Annotated in this window: 25 protein-coding genes and 1 pseudogene; 17 read left to right on the forward strand and 9 right to left on the reverse strand. The window is 56.6% G+C overall.

What is annotated here, in order from left to right; genetic code table 11:
- The first annotated feature begins 11 nt into the window (after positions 1-11).
- A complete protein-coding gene (locus tag F3J39_RS04875; RefSeq protein WP_166713875.1) occupies positions 12-776 on the forward strand; it encodes a YciK family oxidoreductase in 765 nt (254 codons plus the stop codon).
- On the forward strand, positions 773-1,360 hold the full coding sequence (gene cobO / locus F3J39_RS04880) for a cob(I)yrinic acid a,c-diamide adenosyltransferase (RefSeq protein WP_166713876.1): 588 nt from the start codon (positions 773-775) through the stop codon (positions 1,358-1,360). Before F3J39_RS04875 ends, cobO begins: the two co-directional genes overlap by 4 nt.
- A gap of 28 nt (positions 1,361-1,388) precedes the next feature.
- On the opposite strand, the gene rluB is transcribed toward cobO, so the two are convergent.
- Positions 1,389-2,264: a 23S rRNA pseudouridine(2605) synthase RluB gene (gene rluB / locus F3J39_RS04885; RefSeq protein ID WP_071668861.1), complete on the reverse strand. Its 876-nt coding sequence runs from the start codon at positions 2,262-2,264 to the stop codon at positions 1,389-1,391.
- Between the two features lie 777 nt (positions 2,265-3,041).
- On the opposite strand from rluB, the gene F3J39_RS04890 reads away from it, so the two are divergent.
- Positions 3,042-3,683: a hypothetical protein gene (locus F3J39_RS04890; RefSeq protein WP_039384588.1), complete on the forward strand. Its 642-nt coding sequence runs from the start codon at positions 3,042-3,044 to the stop codon at positions 3,681-3,683.
- Between the two features lie 23 nt (positions 3,684-3,706).
- On the opposite strand, the gene F3J39_RS04895 is transcribed toward F3J39_RS04890, so the two are convergent.
- The gene (locus F3J39_RS04895) at positions 3,707-4,327 is read right to left on the reverse strand and encodes an L-threonylcarbamoyladenylate synthase (protein ID WP_039384591.1); all 621 of its coding nucleotides are present in this window, start codon (positions 4,325-4,327) and stop codon (positions 3,707-3,709) included.
- Between the two features lie 21 nt (positions 4,328-4,348).
- A complete protein-coding gene (locus tag F3J39_RS04900) occupies positions 4,349-5,224 on the reverse strand; it encodes a PHP domain-containing protein (RefSeq protein ID WP_039384594.1) in 876 nt (291 codons plus the stop codon).
- Between the two features lie 280 nt (positions 5,225-5,504).
- Between F3J39_RS04900 and F3J39_RS04905 the strand changes: the two genes are divergently transcribed.
- The 6 genes and pseudogenes from F3J39_RS04905 to F3J39_RS04935 all read left to right on the forward strand — a co-directional run bounded on the left by F3J39_RS04905 (position 5,505) and on the right by F3J39_RS04935 (position 12,571).
- Positions 5,505-7,067: an anthranilate synthase component 1 gene (locus F3J39_RS04905; RefSeq protein WP_104085017.1), complete on the forward strand. Its 1,563-nt coding sequence runs from the start codon at positions 5,505-5,507 to the stop codon at positions 7,065-7,067.
- A pseudogene (trpD, locus tag F3J39_RS18795) lies at positions 7,067-8,660 on the forward strand (bifunctional anthranilate synthase glutamate amidotransferase component TrpG/anthranilate phosphoribosyltransferase TrpD). The gene F3J39_RS04905 and the pseudogene trpD overlap by 1 nt, the downstream one beginning before the upstream one ends.
- A 7-nt stretch (positions 8,661-8,667) precedes the next feature.
- A complete protein-coding gene (gene trpCF, locus F3J39_RS04920) occupies positions 8,668-10,029 on the forward strand; it encodes a bifunctional indole-3-glycerol-phosphate synthase TrpC/phosphoribosylanthranilate isomerase TrpF (RefSeq protein ID WP_199181686.1) in 1,362 nt (453 codons plus the stop codon).
- A gap of 43 nt (positions 10,030-10,072) precedes the next feature.
- Positions 10,073-11,266 (forward strand): tryptophan synthase subunit beta, encoded by a 1,194-nt coding sequence (gene trpB / locus F3J39_RS04925; RefSeq protein ID WP_039384608.1) that lies wholly within the window; start codon positions 10,073-10,075, stop codon positions 11,264-11,266.
- Complete coding sequence (trpA, locus tag F3J39_RS04930; protein ID WP_166713877.1) at positions 11,266-12,069, forward strand: tryptophan synthase subunit alpha; 804 nt, start codon at positions 11,266-11,268, stop codon at positions 12,067-12,069. Before trpB ends, trpA begins: the two co-directional genes overlap by 1 nt.
- A 187-nt stretch (positions 12,070-12,256) precedes the next feature.
- Complete coding sequence (locus F3J39_RS04935; protein ID WP_039384615.1) at positions 12,257-12,571, forward strand: BON domain-containing protein; 315 nt, start codon at positions 12,257-12,259, stop codon at positions 12,569-12,571.
- A 38-nt stretch (positions 12,572-12,609) separates the two neighbouring features.
- Here the strand turns inward: F3J39_RS04935 and ompW are convergent, their stop codons facing one another.
- Positions 12,610-13,245, reverse strand: a complete 636-nt coding sequence (ompW, locus tag F3J39_RS04940; RefSeq protein WP_175540465.1) for an outer membrane protein OmpW — start codon at positions 13,243-13,245, stop codon at positions 12,610-12,612.
- 229 nt (positions 13,246-13,474) lie between these two features.
- Between ompW and F3J39_RS04945 the strand changes: the two genes are divergently transcribed.
- From F3J39_RS04945 to yciA, 4 genes are read left to right on the forward strand one after another with little or no spacing between them, the layout of a single operon-like run.
- Complete coding sequence (locus F3J39_RS04945; RefSeq protein ID WP_094110951.1) at positions 13,475-13,870, forward strand: YkgJ family cysteine cluster protein; 396 nt, start codon at positions 13,475-13,477, stop codon at positions 13,868-13,870.
- Between the two features lie 49 nt (positions 13,871-13,919).
- Complete coding sequence (locus tag F3J39_RS04950) at positions 13,920-14,654, forward strand: YciC family protein (RefSeq protein ID WP_039384626.1); 735 nt, start codon at positions 13,920-13,922, stop codon at positions 14,652-14,654.
- Between the two features lie 59 nt (positions 14,655-14,713).
- The gene (locus F3J39_RS04955; RefSeq protein ID WP_039384629.1) at positions 14,714-15,253 is read left to right on the forward strand and encodes a septation protein A; all 540 of its coding nucleotides are present in this window, start codon (positions 14,714-14,716) and stop codon (positions 15,251-15,253) included.
- A gap of 54 nt (positions 15,254-15,307) precedes the next feature.
- Positions 15,308-15,724 carry an acyl-CoA thioester hydrolase YciA gene (gene yciA / locus F3J39_RS04960; RefSeq protein WP_039384631.1) on the forward strand — a complete coding sequence of 139 codons (417 nt, stop codon included), beginning with the start codon at positions 15,308-15,310 and terminating at the stop codon, positions 15,722-15,724.
- 45 nt (positions 15,725-15,769) lie between these two features.
- Here yciA and F3J39_RS04965 read toward each other — a convergent pair whose 3' ends face one another.
- Complete coding sequence (locus F3J39_RS04965) at positions 15,770-16,507, reverse strand: energy transducer TonB (RefSeq protein ID WP_150034364.1); 738 nt, start codon at positions 16,505-16,507, stop codon at positions 15,770-15,772.
- 204 nt (positions 16,508-16,711) lie between these two features.
- Here F3J39_RS04965 and F3J39_RS04970 point away from each other — a divergent pair, with 204 nt between their 5' ends.
- Together F3J39_RS04970 and F3J39_RS04975 are read left to right on the forward strand one after the other, a co-directional pair.
- Positions 16,712-17,008 (forward strand): YciI family protein, encoded by a 297-nt coding sequence (locus tag F3J39_RS04970; protein WP_039384635.1) that lies wholly within the window; start codon positions 16,712-16,714, stop codon positions 17,006-17,008.
- A 3-nt stretch (positions 17,009-17,011) separates the two neighbouring features.
- The gene (locus F3J39_RS04975; RefSeq protein ID WP_158086426.1) at positions 17,012-17,182 is read left to right on the forward strand and encodes a hypothetical protein; all 171 of its coding nucleotides are present in this window, start codon (positions 17,012-17,014) and stop codon (positions 17,180-17,182) included.
- Positions 17,183-17,202: 20 nt separating this feature from the next.
- On the opposite strand, the gene F3J39_RS04980 is transcribed toward F3J39_RS04975, so the two are convergent.
- Entirely contained in the window at positions 17,203-17,376 is a 174-nt protein-coding gene (locus F3J39_RS04980; RefSeq protein WP_128083772.1) for a YciY family protein, read from the reverse strand.
- Between the two features lie 163 nt (positions 17,377-17,539).
- Between F3J39_RS04980 and cls the strand changes: the two genes are divergently transcribed.
- Both cls and F3J39_RS04990 read left to right on the forward strand, forming a co-directional pair.
- A complete protein-coding gene (cls, locus tag F3J39_RS04985; RefSeq protein ID WP_039384637.1) occupies positions 17,540-19,000 on the forward strand; it encodes a cardiolipin synthase in 1,461 nt (486 codons plus the stop codon).
- Positions 19,001-19,035: 35 nt separating this feature from the next.
- Positions 19,036-19,365, forward strand: coding sequence for an HI1450 family dsDNA-mimic protein (locus F3J39_RS04990; RefSeq protein ID WP_199181676.1), 330 nt, complete (start codon positions 19,036-19,038; stop codon positions 19,363-19,365).
- A gap of 63 nt (positions 19,366-19,428) precedes the next feature.
- On the opposite strand, the gene oppF is transcribed toward F3J39_RS04990, so the two are convergent.
- Genes oppF through oppC form a run of 3 tightly spaced genes read right to left on the reverse strand, consistent with a single transcriptional unit; the run spans position 19,429 to position 22,366 of the window.
- Complete coding sequence (gene oppF, locus F3J39_RS04995) at positions 19,429-20,433, reverse strand: murein tripeptide/oligopeptide ABC transporter ATP binding protein OppF (RefSeq protein WP_039384638.1); 1,005 nt, start codon at positions 20,431-20,433, stop codon at positions 19,429-19,431.
- Positions 20,430-21,446 (reverse strand): ABC transporter ATP-binding protein, encoded by a 1,017-nt coding sequence (locus tag F3J39_RS05000; RefSeq protein WP_039384639.1) that lies wholly within the window; start codon positions 21,444-21,446, stop codon positions 20,430-20,432. Before F3J39_RS05000 ends, oppF begins: the two co-directional genes overlap by 4 nt.
- Positions 21,447-21,457: 11 nt before the next feature.
- Positions 21,458-22,366 carry an oligopeptide ABC transporter permease OppC gene (oppC, locus tag F3J39_RS05005; protein WP_039384641.1) on the reverse strand — a complete coding sequence of 303 codons (909 nt, stop codon included), beginning with the start codon at positions 22,364-22,366 and terminating at the stop codon, positions 21,458-21,460.
- Between the last annotated feature and the right edge of the window lie 13 nt (positions 22,367-22,379).

Below are 22,379 nucleotides of genomic sequence, written 5' to 3' on the forward strand. Positions count from 1 at the left end.
AGGAGATTGCTGTGCACTATCAGCCTAAAGGCGATCTACTCGAAAACCGCATTATTCTGGTTACCGGCGCATCAGACGGCATTGGCCGGGAAGCGGCGCTGACCTATGCCCGCTACGGCGCCCGCGTTATCCTGCTCGGACGTAACGCCGTTACCCTGCAGCAGACAGAAGCGGCGATTAACCAGCTTAATAAGCAGCCCGCCAGCTCATACCTGCTGGATCTCGCGACCGCCACGCCTGAATCATGTCAGCAGCTGGCCGCGCAGATTGCTGAGCGCGTGCCGCGTCTGGACGGCGTACTGCATAACGCCGGTATTCTGGGTGAAATTGCTCCGCTGGCCGATCTTGAGCCGGCCCTCTGGCGCGAGGTGATGCAGATCAACCTGGATGCCACCTTTTATCTGACGCAGGCTCTGCTGCCGCTGTTGCTGAAATCAGAGGCGGGATCGCTGGTATTCACTACCTCCAGCGTAGGCCGCACCGGGCGCGCCGGCTGGGGCGCTTACGCCGTCTCTAAATTTGCCACTGAAGGCATGATGCAGGTGCTCGCCGATGAGTATAAAAACCACGCCCTGCGCGTAAACTGTATCAATCCCGGCGGCACGCGTACGAAGATGCGCGCCAGCGCGTTTCCGGAGGAGGATGCAAACCTGCTGAAAACTCCGGCCGATTTAATGCCGCTTTATCTCTACCTGATGGGCGATGATAGCCGGCGTAAAACGGGCATGAGCTTCGATGCTCAGCCCGGACGTAAAGCGGGTCCGGCCAGCGCATGAGCGGTCGCCATCAGCAACGTCAGCAGCGCCTGAAAGAGCAGGTTGACGCGCGCATCGCTGCGGCGACAGAACATCGCGGTATCGTTATGGTATTTACCGGTAACGGTAAGGGAAAAACCACGGCGGCTTTCGGTACGGCGCTGCGCGCCTGCGGCCACGGAAAAAAGGTGGCAGTGGTACAGTTCATTAAGGGGGAGTGGCCCAACGGCGAGCGTAATCTGCTGGCGCAGCACGGGGTTGAGTTTCAGGTAATGGCCACCGGATTTACCTGGGAGACCCAGAGCCGCAGCACGGATACGATCGCCTGCCAGCAGGTCTGGCAGCAGGCACAACGCATGCTGGCTGATAGCGATGTTGACCTGGTGATCCTTGATGAAATCACCTATATGGTGAGCATGGATTATCTGGATCTGGAGGCGCTGATGCTTGCTCTGCAACAGCGTCCGTCTGCGCAAAGCGTGATTATTACCGGACGCGGCTGTCACCGGCGCCTGCTGGAGCTGGCAGATACCGTGACTGAGATGCGCCCGGTAAAACATGCCTTTGATGCCGGCATCCAGGCGCAACAGGGAATTGACTGGTAGCCGCTGCCGGGGCAGCGGCACACAGCCATCAGGCGCCGCGTTTGCTGCTGCGGCGCTGAGTGGTATTGCCGGCGCTGCTGTGACGCTTCACTGCGCGGCGGATCTGATTCGCTTTGGTGCGACGGCGATCTTTCTCAACGGCAACTTTGGTAACGGTCTCTTCCGGCATGCCCACCAGCTTACGCAGGTAGTTTACCGCCGGCAGCTCCATCTCCATCCAGCCGCCGCGCGGCAGGCCTTTTGGCAGCTGAATATCACCATAACGCACGCGCATCAGGCGGCTAACCTGAACGCCTACCGCTTCCCATAAACGACGCACTTCGCGGTTGCGTCCTTCGGTAAGGGTAACGTTGTACCACTGATTGATCCCTTCACCGCCAGCAAACTTAATGGTTTTAAAGGCAGCCGGGCCATCTTCCAGCTGAACGCCCTTGCTCAGCAGACGCACTTTATCGTCACCCACTTCGCCAAAAACACGCACCGCATATTCGCGTTCAACTTCGCGACTTGGATGCATCAGACGGTTAGCCAGTTCCCCATCGGTAGTGAACAGCAGCAGACCGCAGGTGTTAACGTCCAGACGACCCACTGCCACCCAGCGCGATCCACGCAGGCGCGGCAGGCGGTCAAACACGGTTGGGCGCCCTTCCGGATCGTTACGGGTACAAAGCTCCCCTTCCGGCTTGTAATAAGCCAGCACGCGGCACACTTCCGTAGTGGACTCGGCAATAGAGACCAGGTGACCATCAATACGAATTTTCAGGCTTTTGTCATTTTCAATGCGATCGCCCAGCGTGGCCAGTTTGCCATCTACGCTGACGCGTCCGGCGGAAATCATGGTTTCGATTTCGCGGCGCGAGCCGTGACCGGCGCGCGCTAATACTTTCTGTAATTTTTCGCTCATGGAGCTGCCTCGTTGTCGCCTTCCCAGGCGTCGTGGTAAGAATGGGTAAGACAGCGGGATTACCACGTCCTCTGTCAGAAACTGTTAACGTTGCGCATCAATCTGACCGGATGCAAACGGCCTGCGATTTTACACCAGCTAAGGTTGCGTTAACACCTTTAACTTTGCTGCCGATAATAGCTGGCCGGCGTTTTCCCGCCTCTGCCGGTTTTGCCGTTCATGACGACAGGCGTTTTTATCCCTGACACTCTCCTGTTTACAGCCTGGTCAATGACCTGGCGATAGAGAAGCTCGTATTATATTGATGCCTGATGAGCCCGACCGGGGAAATCGCTTTAAAGCAATGAACCCGCTAAAACCGCTCAGGCCCCGGCTGCACGGCAAAATAGTGCTATCGCTTACGAAAACCACACAATCATCTACCCAACCAGCTTAAAACAAAATTTCACCTCGCCCTGAGTGGGTTGTGCGTATGATCCGCGCTACAGGTTGGTTTAAGGCTCTATATTCTGTTTTATTGCCATCTATTAGCGCGCTGAATTTGTGCATAAATAAAAGCGGTGTAAAATAAAGCAGCAGGCCAGATGTAGATTCGAAGAAATATTATTTTATTAAGTCTAAAGCTATTTATAACAAATTATTAACGTCACTCTGCATGACGGCTGTTTTAACGGAAAATATCCCGTCTATATGCCCGTACAGGCTGACATAATTAATTAGCGTGTCTGCTCTCCTCACCAGGGATGTTACTGACGCGCCTTAAAGAAGATCGTAACAATGAAAATAACCGTACTTTGCCCGGCGCTGTTCGCGCTGGCGCTAACCGGTTGTTCCGTTGGACAGACTGAATACAGCAAAGCGGCGCTTGAACATGTTGATATGAGCGTAACAGGCGTACCGACAGTGCTGGGTTTGGGTGTTCTCGGTACAACTATTCCCCTTACGCCGGAGTACAGCCTGACAGCGGCGCACGTTGCTAAAACGTCTGTGCAGCGCGTTAAGGCCTATCATCCTTATTGCGACGTTGCGATTATTTATCACAAAAATAGTCCTGATACGCTGGCCAGGTTTCGTACCAGCGCGCCCGGAGAAGCGATTAAAATGTATGGCTACAGTTTTATTTCTGCCATGCCGGTTGAATCGAGCGGCGTTAATTTGGCGCGCACGGCTATTACTAATCGCTGGAATAAAAAACCCTGTATGGCAATGGCATCTAATGCGGGTGTGACTCAGGGAATGTCAGGCGGCGCGGTCTATAACAGTGATGAAACCATTGCCGGAGTGATTGTGGGATACAGTCATGAAATTGCGAACAGACGTAGCAGAAAAGTGATCCTTAAAGATGTGTCACTCTATATTCCCTATGGCGATTTTAAGCGCTGGCTTGAGCGCAATCTCAGCCAGGCGCCTGTCACGTAGCGACACCTGGCCTGGCCGGGCGATTAGCTAAATGGCCGCGTATCTCCGGCACCTGCGCGCACCACGACCGGCGTGTCTTCCGTCAGGTCGACAACCGTCGTCGGCTGTTGCCCCAGCGTGCCGCCATCGAGGATCAGATCGACCAGTTTTCCGATGCTGTGCTGGATCTCTTCCGGATCGGATTCCGTAAAGTCATTACCGGGCAGCATCAGTGATGTCGACATCATCGGCTCATTCAGTCGCTCAAGCAGCGCCAGCGCAACCGGATGCGAAGGCACGCGCAGCCCGATGGTTTTGCGTTTGTCATTCATCAGGCGGCGCGGCACCTCTTTCGTCGCCTTGAGAATAAAAGTGTAATTACCTGGGGTGTTGTTTTTCAGGATACGAAAGGCTGAGTTGTCGACCTGAGAGTAAACCGAAAGCTCTGAGAGGTCGCGACACATCAGCGTAAAGTTGTGGTTACCATCCAGCTGACGGATACGGCAGATACGTTCCATCGCGTTTTTTTCTTCCAGCCGGCACCCCAGCGCATAGCCGGAGTCGGTGGGATAGACAATGACGCTGCCTTTATTGAGATAATCCACCGCCTGATTAATCAGGCGCGGCTGCGGGTTATCAGGATGAATGTGAAAACGTTGACTCATAAAAACCTCTTGTCATCTGTCTCAGGCAGTTGAAGCGGGGGCCAGAGCGGGAAAGCGTTCCCAGACGGGTTCAACGCCACCCGGCAGCCAGAGTTTACGCCCCAGCTCAATCCAGGGACAGGGTTGGTGAAAGTCGGACCCCTGCGATGCTGCCAGTTGATTATCGCGCGCATAGCCTGCCAGCTGGGTGCGTTCGTTAGGCGGCTGCTGACACTGCGCCACCTCGATCGCGTCGCCTCCCGCTTGTGCGAAAAAGGCAATCAGCCGCTTCAGCCATTTTGCCGACAGGCCGTAGCGTCCCGGATGCGCCAGCACCGCGACGCCGCCGGAATGATGAATAGCTTCAATAGCTTGTTCAATTGTACACCATTGTGGTGGCACATAGCCGGTTTTGCCACGCGCCAGATAGTGTTTGAACACCTGGGCCATATTCTCAGCTTTACCCTGTTCAATCAGATAACGGGCAAAATGACCGCGCGTAATCACCCCACCCTGTGCCAGCCGCTGTGCGCCCGCCAGTGCGTCGGGGATGCGGGCCCGCTCCAGCCGTTCAGCAATCTGCAGCGCCCGCTCATAACGACACTGGTGCTGCGCTGCCAGAAAGGCCTTAAGTGCCGGATGATCGCAATCGATATTCAGGCCTGCGATATGAATTTCGTGATTTTCCCACAGCGTGGACGCTTCCAGACCGGCCAGCACTTTTATCGGCAGTTTCTGCTCCTGTGCAAACGCCTGCGCCTCAGCAACGCCCGCGACCGTATCGTGATCGGTAATGGCCAGCACGCCAACTTGCTTATCAACCGCGCGCTGAACCAGGGCCGCTGGGGTCAGCAATCCATCGGAGGCGCGGGTATGGCTGTGAAGATCGTAAAGCGGGAAACGGCTAATATCTGACAAAGTAACTCCGGAGCACGGCTAAAAATCAGCGGGCATGATAGCGATTTTGTTGTTAACTGAGAAAGGGTATTGACATTTTTCATCCGAACCAGTTAACTAGTACACAAGTTCACACACAGTGGGTATCTGCCATGAGTCAGGTAGCAATGCGGTTAACAGATAGCTGGCGTACGTCTTCCTGTAACGGGTGGCGTTATTGTGCACAAGCCTGATTCCTGTGCAGATACCTGAGCCCGCCACCATGCGGGCTTTTTTTTGAGCGAATTTCAGAGAAATTATCATGGCAAATGCGAAACCTACATTGAAGTTGATTACCGGAAACGCACCCTATCGCGAAGATCCGGCCGCGGTGTTTCATCAACTGTGCGGCGCACGTCCGGCCACTCTGCTGCTTGAGTCTGCGGACATCGACAGCAAAAAAAATCTGAAAAGCCTGCTGATTGTTGATAGTGCACTGCGCATCAGCGCCCTTGGTCAGACCGTGACTTTACAGGCGCTCTCTGAAAATGGCCGTGCCCTGCTGCCGTTGCTGGATGCCGCTCTGCCTGAGAGCGTAAAAATCGACGTTCGTCCGGATGGTCGTGAGCTGCATTTTGCTACGGCGAATGATGTACAGGATGAAGATTCGCGGCTAAAAGCCTTCTCGGTGTTTGATGCGCTGCGTCTGATTCCGCAACTGGTTAATACACCTGCCGATGAGCGTGAAGCGATGCTGCTGGGCGGACTGTTTGCTTACGACCTGGTCGCCGGCTTTGAAGCGCTGCCGGCGCTGCGCAACGACCAGTGCTGTCCCGACTACTGCTTCTATCTGGCGGAAACGCTGCTGATTATCGACCACCAGCAGGGTTCAGCCCGCCTGCAGGCGAGCCTGTTTACGCCGTCAACCAGTGAGTTTCAGCGTCTGCAGAGCCGTATTGAGCAGCTGCACGGCCAGATGACACAGCCGGCGCCCGCCCTGCCGGTGCAGCGCGTGGAACAGATGACGCTCAGCACCAGCCAGAGCGATGATGCTTACTGCGAGGTGGTGGCGTCGCTGCAGCAGGCTATCCGCATCGGTGAAATTTTCCAGGTCGTGCCGTCGCGCCGCTTCTCGCTACCCTGTCCGTCACCGCTTGCCGCTTATGAAACGCTGAAGAACAGCAATCCCAGCCCCTATATGTTCTTTATGCAGGATCGGGAATTCGCCCTGTTTGGTGCCTCACCGGAAAGCTCGCTGAAGTATGACGCGCAGTCGCGCCAGATTGAGATCTACCCCATTGCCGGCACCCGCCCGCGCGGCCGCCATGCCGACGGCTCGCTGGATCGCGATCTCGACAGCCGTATCGAGCTGGAGATGCGTACCGATCATAAAGAGCTGGCCGAACATCTGATGCTGGTGGATCTGGCGCGTAACGACCTTGCCCGTATCTGCAAACCCGGCAGTCGTTACGTTGCCGATCTGACCAAAGTTGACCGCTACTCTTTTGTTATGCATCTGGTCTCCCGCGTGGTCGGCACGCTGCGTGACGATCTGGATGTCCTGCACGCCTACCGCGCCTGTATGAATATGGGCACGCTGAGCGGCGCGCCTAAAGTACGCGCCATGCAGCTGATTGCTGAAAAAGAGGGCACGCGGCGCGGCAGTTACGGCGGTGCCGTGGGCTACTTCACGGCGACCGGCGATCTCGATACCTGCATCGTGATCCGTTCCGCCTGGGTCGAAGAAGGTGTGGCTACCGTGCAGGCGGGTGCCGGCGTGGTGCTGGATTCTGTCCCGCAGGCTGAAGCGGATGAAAGCCGCAACAAAGCACGCGCAGTTCTGCGCGCTATCGCAACCGCGCACCACTGCAAGGAGATGTTCTGATGGCTGATATCCTGCTGCTCGATAATATCGACTCGTTTACCTATAACCTGGTGGATCAGCTGCGCAGCTTTGGTCACAACGTAGTGATCTACCGCAACAGCGTGCCGGCTGAGACGCTGATTGCGCGGCTGCAGCAGATGGAAAATCCGGTGCTGATGCTGTCACCCGGTCCTGGCGCGCCGACTGATGCGGGCTGTATGCCAGCCCTGCTGCAGGCGCTGCGCGGCCAGCTCCCCATTATCGGTATCTGTCTGGGTCATCAGGCTATCGTTGAAGCGTATGGCGGCCACGTGGGCCAGGCGGGTGAAATTCTGCATGGTAAGGCGTCTGCGGTAGAGCATGACGGCAGCGCGATGTTCAGCGGCCTGAGTAATCCGCTGCCGGTGGCACGCTATCACTCGCTGGTGGGGAGTAATACGCCCGCTGAGCTGACGGTTAACGCCAGCTACAACGGCATGGTCATGGCCGTGCGGCATGATGCCGATCGCGTCTGCGGCTTTCAGTTCCATCCTGAATCGATTCTCACCACCCAGGGCGCACGCCTGCTTGAGCAGACGCTGGCCTGGGCGCTGGCGCAGTAACAGGGAGATAAAGATGCAAACTATTCTGGAAAAACTGTATCAGGCGCAAACGCTGAGCCAGGCGGAGAGCCACCAGCTGTTCAGCGCCATTATTACCGGTCAGCTGGAGCCCACTCAGCTGGCCGCAGCGCTGATTGCCATGAAAGTGCGCGGCGAGCAGCCACAGGAGATAGCCGGCGCCGCATCGGCGCTGCTGGCTGATGCCAAACCTTTCCCGCGTCCTGACTATGCGTTTGCTGATATCGTCGGCACCGGAGGCGACGGCAGTAACAGCATTAATATCTCGACCGCCAGCGCGTTTGTGGCCGCAACCTGCGGCCTTAAAGTGGCCAAACATGGTAATCGCAGCGTCTCCAGCAAATCCGGCTCCTCCGATCTGCTGGCAGCGTTTGGTATTAATCTGGACATGCCCGCGCAGCAGGCGCGCCAGGCGCTGGACGATCTTAATGTCTGTTTCCTGTTTGCGCCGCAGTACCATACCGGCTTTCGTCACGCAATGCCGGTGCGTCAGCAGCTGAAATCGCGCACGCTGTTCAACGTGCTCGGCCCGCTGATCAATCCGGCCCGACCGCCGCTGGCGGTGATTGGCGTGTACAGCCCGGAGCTGGTGCTGCCCATCGCGCAAACGCTGAAGGTGCTCGGCTATCAGCGGGCCGCTGTGGTCCACGGCGGCGGAATGGATGAGGTCGCTCTGCACAGCGCCACGCAGGTGGCTGAGCTGCGCGAAGGGGAAATTACCTGCTATCAGCTGACGCCGGATGACTTTGGTTTTGGCATGCATGACAAAGAGGCGCTGGCGGGCGGGACGCCGGAAGAAAACCGTGACATTCTGACCCGTTTACTTCAGGGTAAAGGAGAGCCCGCGCATGAGCAGGCGGTCGCCGTTAACGTGGCGATGCTGCTGAAAGTGTTTGGTCATGAAGACCTGCGCGACAACGCGGAGCGGGCCATTGCCGCGATTCGCAGCGGACAGGCTTATGAGCGCGTGGTTGCACTGGCAGCGAGAGGATGAGATGAGTATTAAAGGCACCGTATTAGAGAAAATTGTGCAGGATAAGGCGATCTGGATAGCAGAGCGTCAGCAGCAGCAGCCGCTGGAGACATTCCACCCGGAACTGCAGCCGGCAACGCGCTCTTTTTATGACGCCCTGCGCGGCACCCGCACCGTTTTTATCCTTGAGTGTAAAAAAGCGTCACCGTCAAAAGGGGTGATCCGCGAGGATTTCGATCCTGCCGCCATCGCCGCCGTCTATCGTCATCACGCGTCTGCCATTTCGGTACTGACGGATGAGAAATATTTTCAGGGTGACTTCGCTTTTCTGCCGATTGTCAGCGCGGCGGTGACCCAGCCCGTGCTGTGCAAAGATTTTATCATCGACCCCTATCAGATCTACCTGGCGCGCCACTACCAGGCGGACGCCATCCTGCTGATGCTCTCCGTACTGGATGATGAACAGTACCGGCAGCTCGCCGCAGTGGCTCACAGCCTGAACATGGGCATCCTGACCGAAGTCAGCAATGAGGCGGAGCTGGAACGGGCGATTGCCCTCGACGCTCAGGTGGTGGGCATCAACAACCGCGACCTGCGCGATCTTTCAATCGATCTTAACCGCACCCGCGAGCTGGCACCGCGCCTCAGTCACGGCGTCACGGTCATCAGTGAATCCGGTATTCATAATTATGCGCAGGTGCGTGAGCTGAGCCGCTTTGCTAACGGTTTTCTCATCGGCTCGGCGCTGATGGAAGAGGCTGACCTGGCAGCTGCGGTACGTCGCGTGCTGCTGGGTGATAATAAAGTGTGCGGCCTGACGCAGCCGGAAGCGGCGCGCGCCGCCAGTGAAGCGGGAGCCCTGTATGGCGGTCTGATTTTTGCTGAAGGCTCACCGCGCAAAATCGATACTGTCCAGGCACACCGCGTGATGGCCGCAGCGCCGCTGCGCTATGTGGGCGTGTTTCGTAATGCGCCGGTTGGTGACGTTGTCACGTTGGCGGTAGAGCTGAATCTGGCAGCAGTGCAGTTGCATGGCGCCGAAGATCGCGACTATGTTGCCACGCTGCGTCAGGCGCTGCCGCCACAGACGCAAATCTGGAAAGCGCTGAGTGTCAAAGAGAGCCTGCCGGCGCGCGACTGGCCGCACGTTGATCGCTACGTGTTTGATAATGGCCAGGGCGGCAGCGGGCAGCAGTTTGACTGGTCGCTGCTGCAGGGAGAGTCGCTGGACAACGTGCTGCTGGCTGGCGGTCTCGCCGCTGATAACTGCGTGACGGCAGCCCAGCTGGGCTGCGCTGGTCTTGATTTTAACTCCGGCGTGGAGTCCGCCCCTGGCATAAAAGATGCCGGCAAAATTGCTGCGGTATTTACCACATTACGCGCTTACTAATGTTGCTGGCCCGCCAGTGCGGGCCGTTGAGGAAAGATCAATTATGTCGACGTTATTGAATCCCTATTTTGGTGAATTTGGCGGCCAGTACGTTCCGCAAATCCTGATGCCGGCTCTGCGCCAGCTGGAAGCTGCTTTTGTTGAAGCGCAGCGCGATCCTGAGTTTCAGCAGGAGTTTACCGATCTGCTGAAAAATTACGCTGGTCGTCCGACGGCGCTGACCCTGTGCCGTAATCTGACTCAGGGGACGAAAACCCGCCTCTATCTGAAGCGCGAAGATCTGCTGCATGGCGGCGCGCATAAAACCAATCAGGTACTGGGTCAGGCGCTGCTGGCAAAGCGAATGGGGAAAAATGAGATCATTGCGGAAACCGGCGCCGGCCAGCATGGTGTCGCCTCCGCGCTCGCCTGCGCGCTGCTCGGCATGAAGTGCCGTATTTATATGGGGGCGAAAGATGTTGAGCGTCAGTCTCCCAATGTATTCCGGATGCGGTTGATGGGCGCGGAAGTGATCCCGGTTCACAGCGGCTCAGCTACGCTGAAAGATGCCTGTAACGAGGCGCTGCGCGACTGGTCAGGCAGCTATGAAACTGCACACTATATGCTGGGAACCGCAGCAGGTCCGCACCCCTTCCCAACCATCGTGCGCGAATTCCAGCGTATGATCGGCGAAGAGACCAAAGCGCAGATCCTCGAAGCGGAAGGCCGCCTGCCCGATGCCGTGCTGGCGTGCGTAGGCGGCGGCTCCAATGCGATTGGCATGTTTGCTGATTTCATTGAAGAGAGCAGCGTGGGCCTGATTGGTATTGAACCCGCTGGCCACGGTATTGAAAGCGGCGAGCACGGCGCGCCACTGAAGCACGGCCGGGTTGGTATCTATTTTGGTATGAAAGCGCCAATGATGCAGACCGAAGAGGGCCAGATTGAAGAGTCTTATTCTATCTCCGCCGGCCTCGACTTTCCGTCAGTTGGTCCGCAGCACGCGCATCTGAACAGCATCGGGCGCGCAGAGTATGTCTCCATTACCGATGATGAAGCGCTCGACGCGTTTAAAACGCTGTGCCGCGCAGAAGGGATTATTCCGGCCCTGGAATCGTCTCATGCGCTGGCCCATGCGCTGAAAATGATGCGGGCAAATCCGGAAAAAGAGCAGCTGCTGGTGGTTAACCTTTCCGGTCGCGGCGATAAAGATATTTTCACGGTTCACGATCTGCTTAAAGCGAAAGGAGAGATTTGATGGAGCGTTATAATCAGCTGTTTTCACGCCTGTCAGCGCGTCAGGAAGGCGCGTTTGTCCCTTTTGTTACGCTGGGCGATCCCTCTCCGGAGCTCTCACTGCAGATTATCGATACGCTGGTTGAAGGCGGCGCTGATGCGCTGGAGCTGGGGATCCCTTTCTCCGATCCGCTGGCAGATGGACCCACCATTCAGAGCGCCACGCTGCGGGCTTTTGCGGCCGGCACCACGGTGGCGCAATGCTTTGAAATGCTGCAGGTAGTGCGGCAGAAATACCCCGATCTGCCCATTGGTTTACTGATGTACGCTAATCTGGTGTTCAGCCGCGGCATCGATACGTTCTATGCGCAGTGTGCCGCCGCGGGCGTCGACTCGGTACTGGTCGCTGATGTGCCAGTTGAAGAGTCAGCCCCCTTCCGCCAGGCTGCGCTGCGTCACAACATTGCGCCGATTTTTATCTGCCCGCCTAATGCCAGCGATGACCTGCTGCGTGAACTGGCTCAGCATGGCCGCGGTTACACTTATCTGCTGTCGCGCGCAGGGGTGACCGGTGCTGAAAACCGCGCCAGTCAGCCGCTTCACCATCTGATTGATAAACTGCGTGAGTTTCAGGCGCCGCCTGCCCTGCAGGGGTTCGGTATCTCCGAGCCGGAGCAGGTACGTGAAGCGATTGCTGCAGGCGCAGCGGGAGCGATCTCCGGTTCCGCCATTGTACGCATCATTGAGAAAAATCAGCGCGACCCGGCAACGCTGCTGCGTGAGCTGAAAGCCTTTGTCAGCGGCCTGAAAGCGGCCACCTGCTAATCGCTGTGGCTCCGTCACTCCGACGGGGCCACACTCTTTTTTCCGCCCCCCCCCATCCTTTCTGCCTGAGCGCCAGCTTTTTTCACTTTTTCTCTGCCAGCAGGTTGCCGATTATTCAGGGCCGACCCACACTTAAATGCGCCGTTGCGTTACGGTGTGAATCCATCTATGACAGGGAGATAACCAAATGAAATTGTTCAAGGTCGTTGCGGGAATTTTTATGGCTGCATTTGTGGCACTGACACTGAGCGCCTGTGCGCCAACGCCAACCAAAGAAGGCACCGGCGGTTATATTGATGACACCGTCATCACCACGAAAGTAAAAGCGCAGCTGCTGAATGATGAAGCGCTGAAATCTACAGAAATCAATGTTGAAACGTTCAAAGGTAAGGTTCAGCTGAGCGGGTTTGTCAGCTCGCCACAGATGGCTAACCGCGCCGTTTCCGTTACGCGCAGCGTGGCAGGCGTGAAGTCTGTTGTTAATAATATGCAGATCAAGTAATACCAAAAGGGCGGCCGGCAGGTCGCCCTTCTTCTGCCTCAGAAGCGATAGCCTGCACCAAAGAAAAAGACAAACGGATCGATACGCGTATTAATATTCTGCTGTACGCCCTGATGTCTGAATTTCACTTCAGTATCAATATCCATGTACCACAGCGAAGCGTTCAGCATCCAGTCACGGTTAATCTGATAATCGAGCCCCACCTGACCCGCAATGCCCCAGGAGTCTTTAACGCTCAAATCGCTGAGCTGTGCATCCCTGGCGGTCTGATTCAGCTTTGCGTCAAAAAAGGTGGTGTAATTGATGCCAACGCCTGCATAAGGACGTACCGCGCTGTTACTGTCGAGGAAATAGTATTGCGCCATCAGCGTGGGCGGCAGCTGACGCACCGTGGCCAGGTTACCGGTCGGACCAAGACCGACTTTATGACGAAACGGCGTGGCAGCCAGCAGCTCAATTCCGATATGGTCGGTTGCCATCCAGGTGAATGTCAGCCCCAGCTGCGTATCATTATCGACGCTGAATTCACCCATGTTCAGCACATTATCTGACCCCTCTGTCGGACGGACCGTTGCCGTACCGGCGCGCATAAAAAAGTCACCCGCCTGATGAGCCAGCGCCAGCTGTGGTATCGCCATCGCCAGGAACAGTGCGCATTTTGCCAGTTTCATCATCACTCCTTTGCCTGAATTAAAATTTTTCGCGGCACAGATGTAACGGTTTTCAGCGCAGATTTCATTAACTGGCTGGCAGAATAAATGCTTAGTTAACAATGAATTGACACAGATCAAATTTGCAAGCGCGAAAAAAGATCAAAAACAGGTTGCTGAAGTTTCATAACGTGATTACTTTGCTGATCCCGAGTGATTTTGGTTCGATGCCTCAGGAGTGGCGGGCGATCAGATGAGCGATATAACTAACCCTTGTATGACCTGTGGCGCCTGCTGCGCCTATTTTCGCGTTTCCTTTTACTGGGCTGAAGCCGATGATGCCGGTGGCGCAGTGCCAGCCGAACTCACCGAGCCGCTAAACCTGCTGATGCGCAATATGCGCGGCACCAGCGATCGCACGCCGCGCTGCGTTGCTCTGCAGGGCGAGCCCGGTAGCTGCGTCTCCTGCGGTATCTATGAGCAGCGCCCCTCTCCCTGCCGTGAATTTGCGATGTCCGGGGAAAATGGCGTCGTTAACGAAGCCTGCGACCGTGCCCGCGCCCGCCATGGATTACCTGCCCTTTTTCACCCTTCTTTACCTGACATGACAGAAAGTTATGGTATTCCGGGTGCCAGCCTGACCGCTTAGCATGTACAATCGCCGGGTTAATTAACCCGGTTTTTTTCAAGGAGTGTACATGTCTATCACGGCAAGCTCGTTATACCGTGACACAGGAAATTTTTTGCGCCATCAGCTGGTCACTATAATGCTGATGGCGCTGCTGACCTCATTCATTACCGTGATTATCGGGCATGCGTTAACGCCTGATGATGAGCAGCTGTCGCTGCTGAGTCAGAGTGACAGCAGCGCATCCTCCCTGTTTGAACTGGTACAGAATATGTCTCCGGATCAGCAGCGTATACTGCTGCGCGCTTCCGCAGCAGGAACCCTGGCGGCGCTGATTGGTAATACGCTGCTGCTCGGCGGCATGCTTTGCCTGATCCCGCTGGTCTCCAGCGGTCAGCGCGTCAGTGCCCTGCGCGCTATCGGTACCGCTGCACCGCTGCTGCCTAAGCTGCTGCTGCAGACCTTTTTGATCACGCTGCTGGTGCAGCTTGGCTTTATGGTGCTGATGGTGCCTGGCATCGTGCTCGCTATCTTGCTCTCTCTGGCGCCGGTGATGCTGGTCAGTGAAAAAATGGGCGTAATCGGTGCCATGCGCGCCAGCCTGCGCCTGGCGTGGAAAAATATTCGCCTGATTGCACCCGCTATTCTGCTGTGGCTGCTGGCAAAAATTATTCTGATGTTCTTTTTCTCTTCGCTGACGGTATTGCCCGCCAATATTGCCTCCGTGGTGCTTAACGCGCTGGGCAATCTGGTTTCTGCCGTTTTGATTATTTATTTGTATCGGCTCTATATGCTGTTACGTTAAGGGTTACGGCGCTCCGCTGAGCGCTATAACCACAGGCTACTGTCCGGACTGGAAACGCTATGAAGCAGTTACTCGACTTTCTCCCCCTGGTCGTTTTCTTTGTTTTTTACAAACTCTACGACATCTACGTTGCATCGGGCGCGCTGGTGGTGGCTACCGGCCTGGCGCTGGTAGTGAGCTGGGTGCTCTATCGCAAGCTGGAAAAGATGACCCTGTTTACCTTTGTCCTGGTGGCGGTGTTCGGCACCCTGACGCTGGTGTTTCATAATGATGAATTCATCAAGTGGAAGGTCACCGTAATCTATTCGCTGTTTGCGCTCGCACTGCTCTACAGCCAGTGGTTCATGCAGCAGCCCCTGATCCAGACCATGCTGGGAAAAGAGCTGCAGCTGCCTGCCACGGTCTGGCGCCGGCTCAACATCGCCTGGGCGCTGTTCTTTCTGCTGTGCGGCCTTGCCAACATCTATGTTGCGTTCTGGTTGCCACAGCCGGTATGGGTGAACTTTAAAGTGTTTGGCCTGACAGGGCTGACGCTGCTGTTTACCCTGCTGAGCGGGCTCTACATCTGGCGGCAGATGCCCCAGCAGGAATCAAAATAGTCTTTCCATCGCCCGGCCAGCCGGGCTTTTTTTCACCTGCAGAAGAACTGAGCAATGAACGAGAAGCATAAGCAGCCCACGGGCGAAATGGTTTTGCGTACGCTGGCTATGCCAGCCGACACCAATGCCAACGGCGATATTTTTGGCGGCTGGCTGATGTCGCAGATGGACATGGGCGGTGCAATTCTGGCAAAAGAGATCGCTGAAGGTCGCGTGGTCACGGTTCGGGTCGACGGCATGAGTTTTCTGAAGCCGGTCGCGGTAGGCGATGTGGTCAGCTGCCATGCGCACTGCCTGCGCACCGGAAACAGCTCAATGACTATCAACGTTGAGGTGTGGATTAAAAAGGTTTCATCTGAGCCGATAGGCCAGACCTACTGCGCCACCGAAGCGGTGTTCGTTTACGTCGCAGTAGACAACAGCGGCAAGTCGCGTCCGCTGCCGGCAGATCGCGCTAACCGCAGCCACTGAGTGATGAAAAGCAGAGCGGCTTTTTCGGCCGCTCTGCTCTGCGCCCTACTCGATCTTCGCGCCGCCGTTAATACGGAAAACAATATTCATGGTGATGCCCTGGCCCGGCTGGCCCGGCTGGTAGCGCCACTTTTTAACCTGATCCCTGACGCTGCGCTCGAACATATTGCGCGGCTGTGCCGAAAGAATAGTGACGTTGCCAACCCGGCCGTCACTGTCGACATCAAATTTCACCCGTACATTACCCTCAATACGCAGCGCGGCCGCGCGTGCCGGATAGGCTGGTTTGCTGATGCTGAGCGCTTTCGGTCCGCTCGCTTTAACCGGTGCCGGAGCAGTGGCCGCTTTTGGTGCAGTGGCGGGCCGGGGCTGAGCTGCTGCGGTCTCCTGCCTGAACGGATCGGCCCGGTCCGGTGCCGGCTGACGGGGGGCTGGCGCCGGTTTTTTTTCTGCTTTTGGTTTTGGCTTCGGCTTAGGTTTCGGCTTCGGCTTTGGCTCCGGTTTTGCAATAGGAACCGGCTCCGTTTTTGGCGGCTCCGGGGCGGCCTGCGGCTCGGGTTCAGGCTCAGGTTGCGGTGCCGGTGCTACCACAGCCGGCGCAGGTTCCGGCTGCACCTCAGGCGCGACCATGGTGATGGCGATAGGCTGAGACGCGGCAGGCAGCTCACGGGACTGATGCCACGAGGCATAGAGAATGCCGGCAATAACGGACCCGTGCAGTACCACGGAGAGGATCAGTGAAACAGGCGTACGGGTCGGAAAAGGCGTTGTCAATGTCGTCATAGCAGCTGTGGTCATTGAGTGAGAAGATGATTTTAAATGCAAATAGCAATCAGTTTCAATAAGCAGCGTAAAAGTGCCCCGTTTCCTCTTTTTTTTAACCCCGCTTGCGCTGGCGCCGATTGCCCTGAGGTTTCGTTTGCACTCTGCCGGGCGATCCCTTAACGTGTCTCGCAATTTCGGCCAGTCTAACGGGAGTATCCCATCGTGCTTTACCTCATCTACGCGGAAGATACCGCAGATTCACTGGAAAAACGCAACAGCGTGCGCCCTGCGCACCTTGCTCGTCTGCAGCTGCTGCAGGATGAGGGACGACTGATTGTTGCCGGCCCGCTACCGGTGGTCGACAGCAACGATCCAGGCCCCGCTGGCTTTAGCGGCTCGGCAATTGTCGCAGAGTTTGATTCGCTGGAGGCGGCGCAATCCTGGGCTCAGGACGATCCCTATATCGCCGCTGGCGTTTACGAAAAAGTTACCGTTAAGCCGTTTAAGCGGGTATTTTAATTCGTGATGTTATCACTGCTGCTGCTACTGGTGGCACTGCTGCTTACCGGTCGTGCGCTCTGGATCTGGCGCCGTCAGGGCTGGCTTCAGGCGCGCCAGCAGATTGTCATGCTGATAGTCCTGGCGGCGGCGGCGCAGATCGTCAACATTACGCTGATGCTGCGCGGCCATTAACGAACCCAGCCGCGCCGGTCTCACATATTCTGCGTAATAAACAGAATTGAACGGCGCTGCTGCTGCGCAACCTGGTGACGAATGGCATGGATGCGCTTATAGCGACGCGACTGGCCTTCCAGCCAGCGGGCACGACGGCGATGCACCTGGCGTAACATTCTCCAGCGGGCCACTTCATTTCTGCTTCGTCTCATGACACTCTCTCAGTCCGGCATATTTCGGCACGCATTATAGTGATCTGCACAGAAATGCCAATTCGAAACCTTTATCGATAAATCTCAGGGCAGATTAAGGTTTCGCTACAGCGCATCAGCACGTAAACTTTGCCTATAAATGCGCGAACAGGATGTCCACTCAATGACCACCTTTTATACCCTGATCAGTTGGTTACTGCTGTTTGGCTACTGGCTGCTGATTGCGGGTGTAACGCTGCGTATTCTGATGAAACGTCGCGCAGTGACCTCAGCTATGGCCTGGCTGCTGATCATCTATATTCTGCCGCTGGTAGGGATTATCGCCTATCTCTCGTTCGGGGAGCTGCATCTTGGCAAGCGCCGGGCCGAGCGCGCCCGCACCATGTGGCCCTCTACGGCTAAGTGGCTCACCGACCTCAGGCAGTGCCGGCATATCTTTGCCACCGAGCACAGCGACGTTGCACGCTCGCTTTTTGATCTCTGCCGGCACCGGCAGGGGATCGCTGGCGTCAAAGGCAATCAGCTGCAGCTGCTGACCAGCAGCGATGAGGTGATGCAGGCGCTAATCCGTGATATTCAGCTGGCGCGTCATAATATCGAGATGGTGTTCTATATCTGGCAGCCAGGCGGCCTGGCTGACGATGTGGCGGAGTCGCTGATGGCAGCCTCACGCCGGGGCGTGCACTGTCGTCTGATGCTCGATTCTGCCGGCAGCGTCGCCTTTTTCCGTAGCCCATGGGCAAATATGATGCGTAACGCCGGGATCGATGTGGTTGAGGCGCTGCAGGTCAGCCTGCTGCGTGTTTTCCTGCGGCGTATGGATCTGCGGCAGCACCGCAAAGTCGTGCTCATCGACAACTACATCGCCTACACCGGCAGCATGAACCTGGTCGATCCGCGTTTCTTTAAGCAGGATGCCGGTGTCGGGCAGTGGATCGATCTGATGGCGCGGATGGAGGGGCCTGTTGCCACCACAATGGGGATCGTTTACGCCTGCGACTGGGAGATTGAGACCGGTAAGCGTATTCTGCCTCCGGCACCAGACGGCAACATCATGCCGTTTGAACAGGAGAGCGGCCACACTATTCAGGTTATCGCTTCCGGGCCGGGTTTCCCCGAGGATATGATCCATCAGGCGCTGCTGACCGCGGTTTACTCCGCGCGCGAGCAGCTGATCATGACTACCCCCTATTTTGTTCCCAGCGACGATCTGCTGCACGCTATCTGCACGGCTGCGCTGCGCGGCGTAGAGGTCAGTATTATTGTCCCGCGTCACAACGATTCACTGCTGGTTGGCTGGGCCAGCCGGGCATTCTTTACGGAACTGCTGGAAGCGGGCGTAAAAATCTATCAGTTTGAAGATGGCCTGCTGCATACCAAAAGCGTGCTGGTTGACGGGCAGCTCAGCCTGGTGGGCACGGTGAACCTTGATATGCGCAGCCTGTGGCTCAATTTTGAGATCACCCTGGTGGTAGATGATGATGGTTTTGGCAGCGATCTCGCTACCGTGCAGGATGACTATATTGCCCGTTCGCGCCTGCTGGACAACGCCCGCTGGGCGAAACGTGCCTGGTGGCAGCGCATCGTTGAACGACTGTTTTACTTCTTTAGTCCATTACTGTAAAACGAGCGGAAAGATTACCGCCGCAGGATAAGCACATGACCATGGATTTAGACAACCGCCTGACCGATGATGAAACGCTGGAGCAGGCCTACGATATTTTTCTGGAGCTGGCGGGCGATAACCTCGATCCGGCTGATATTATTCTGTTTAACCTGCAGTTTGAAGAGCGTGGCGGCGCAGAGCTGTTTGACCCGTCGGAAGACTGGCAGGAACATGTTGATTTTGACTTAAATCCCGACTTTTTCTCAGAGGTTGTGATTGGTCTGGGTGAGGCCGATGGCGAACCTATCACGGATGTGTTTGCCCGCGTGCTGCTCTGCCGTGAGAAGGATCATAAGCTCTGCCATATTCTCTGGCGCGAATAAGTCAGCCATAAAAACGCCGGGCCTTTGCCCGGCGTTTTGCTATTCAGAGCCTGCTGACTGACGTCAGAGCGGATCTACCTTCAGGCAGGATACCGCATGGCGGAAACTGCCCTCCAGCAGCGGGCGGGTTTTGGCACATTCCGGCCCGGCAATCGGACAGCGGGTACGAAATACGCAGCCTGAAGGCGGATTGATTGGCGAAGGCAGCTCTCCGTCCAGCAGCTGGATCTGTTTATTCTTCTCCAGGTCAGGATCGGGGATCGGCACCGCCGACATCAGCGCCCGGGTATAGGGATGCTGCGGATCGTTGTACACCGCATCATAAGTACCCAGCTCAACGGCATGGCCCAGATACATCACCAGCACGCGATCGGAGATATGTTTCACCACCGCCAGATCGTGCGCAATGAATATCAGCGACAGGCCCATCTCGCGCTGCAGTTTCTGCAGCAGATTCACCACCTGCGCCTGGATAGAGACATCCAGAGCCGAGACTGGCTCATCACAGATAATCAGCTTCGGCTCCAGGATCAGCGCGCGCGCAATACCGATACGCTGACACTGGCCGCCAGAGAACTCGTGCGGATAGCGGTTGATAAGATTCGGCAGCAGGCCGACTTTCATCATCATCGCTTTGACCTTGTCTCTGACTTCCTGACGCGGCATTTTTGGATAATAGGTGCGCAGCGGTTCAGCAATAATGTCGCCAATGGTCATACGCGGGTTCAGTGACGCCAGCGGGTCCTGAAAAATCATCTGAATATCGCTGCGGGCCTGACGCCACTCTTCCGCGCTCTGCCCCAGCAGATCGCGTCCCAGCCAGGCGACACGCCCTTCGGTCGCTTTCACCAGCCCGATGATAGCGCGCGCCAGCGTCGATTTACCGCAGCCCGATTCGCCTACCACACCCAGCGTCTCGCCCTCATACAGCCGCAGGCTGACACCATCCACCGCTTTCAGCGTCTTCGGCGGCTGCCAGAACCACTGTTTGCCATCTTTGATCTCAAAATGCACTTTAAGATCGGCTATCTCCAGCAGTACTTTTTTCTCTTCCACAACGGTGCTCATACTAACTCCTCCACCGGTTTGAAGCAGGCGCGCAGGCGTCCGTCGGCAAACGGCTCCAGCGGCGGCGAAGCGGCACATATCTCCATTGCATAAGCGCAGCGTGGCTGGAACGGACAGCCCTGCGGCAACCGCAGCAGGTTTGGCGGATTGCCGGGAATGGTCGTCAGAGACTCACCCTCTGCATCGAGTCGCGGTACCGCATTCAGCAGCCCGATAGAGTACGGATGCGCCGGCTGATAAAACACATCGCGGGCACGGCCATACTCCATGGTGCGCCCGGCATACATCACCAGTACTTTGTCGCAGATCCCGGCTACGACGCCAAGATCGTGCGTGATCATAATGATGGCGGTGTTAAATTCGCGTTTCAGCTCATTAAGCAGCGTCATGATCTGCGCCTGAACCGTTACATCCAGTGCAGTGGTGGGCTCATCGGCAATCAGCAGCTTAGGACGACACAGCAGCGCCATGGCAATCATCACGCGCTGGCGCATCCCGCCCGAAAATTCATGCGGATACATCTTCATCCGCTTCCGCGCTTCCGGCATCTTTACCGCATCCAGCATGCGTACCGACTCTTCAAAAGCCTGCGCGCTGTTCATGCCTTTGTGCAGCTGCAGAACTTCCATCAGCTGCTCCCCTACCCGCATATAGGGATTGAGCGATGTCATGGGGTCCTGAAATATCATGGCAATCTGCTCCGCACGCAGCTTGTTCAGCTTGCCTTCGGGCAGGTTCAGGATCTCCTGCCCGTTAAAACGTGCCGATCCGTCAATGCGGCCGTTCTTTGCCAGCAGCCCCATCAGCGCAAACGCCGTCTGCGATTTGCCGGAGCCTGACTCACCTACAATGCCAAGGGTTTCCCCGGCACGCAGTGAAAAATTGAGATCGTTGACGGCGGTAACGTCGCCGTCGTGCGTGGTAAAGGTTACGCGCAGATCCTGCACATTCAGCAGCAGCTCCGGGCTTCCCGCCGGCACAGCACGCGCTGGCGTTGTGGTTTCAAAACTCATCGGGAAACTCCTTAGCGATCTTTCGGGTCGAGGGCATCACGCAGACCATCGCCGATAAAGTTAAAGCAGAATAGCGTGACCACCAGAAAGCCGGCCGGGAACATCAGGAGCCACGGAGAAACCTCCATCGAGTTCGCTCCGTCACTCAGCAGCGCGCCCCAGCTACTGAGCGGCTCCTGCGTCCCCAGACCCAGGAAGCTCAGGAAAGATTCAAACAGAATCATGCTGGGCACCAGCAGCGAGGCGTAGACCACTACGACGCCCAGTACGTTAGGCACAATGTGGCGCAGCACGATACTGGCCGTGGAGACGCCTCCTACCTGAGCCGCTTCGATAAACTCTTTGCGTTTTAGTCCCAGCGTCTGACCACGCACAATACGCGCCATATCGAGCCAGGAGACCATGCCAATGGCGACAAAGATCAGCAGAATATTGCGGCCGAAAAAGGTCACCAGCAGGATCACAAAAAACATAAACGGAAAGGAGTTGAGGATCTCCAGAATACGCATCATTACCGAGTCGATTTTGCCACCGAGATAGCCCGCCAGCGAGCCATAGAGCGTTCCCACCAGCACCGCAATCAGTGCAGAGGCGATGCCCACCATCAGGGAGATACGTCCGCCAATCGCCACCCGCACCAGCAGATCGCGCCCGGAGGAGTCCGTTCCAAACCAGTGGCCTGAAACCGTATCCGGCGGCGACGACATCATCGCCCAGTCGGTATCATCATAGTTAAACTGCGCCAGCATCGGCGCAAACACCACAAACAGGGCAATCAGCAGCAGCACCAGCAGGCTGATCAGCGCCGCACGGTTGTGAATAAAGCGGCGGCGTGCATCCTGCCACAGGCTGCGCCCCTCCACCTCGAGCTTTTCGCTGAAGGCATCCACCACGTCACTGTTTTTTTTGCTTAACATCATGAGCGTGCTCCAC

Origin of the sequence: Pantoea sp. Acro-807, from assembly GCF_011752675.1 — a bacterium.
Lineage (GTDB): Bacteria > Pseudomonadota > Gammaproteobacteria > Enterobacterales > Enterobacteriaceae > Pantoea > Pantoea eucrina.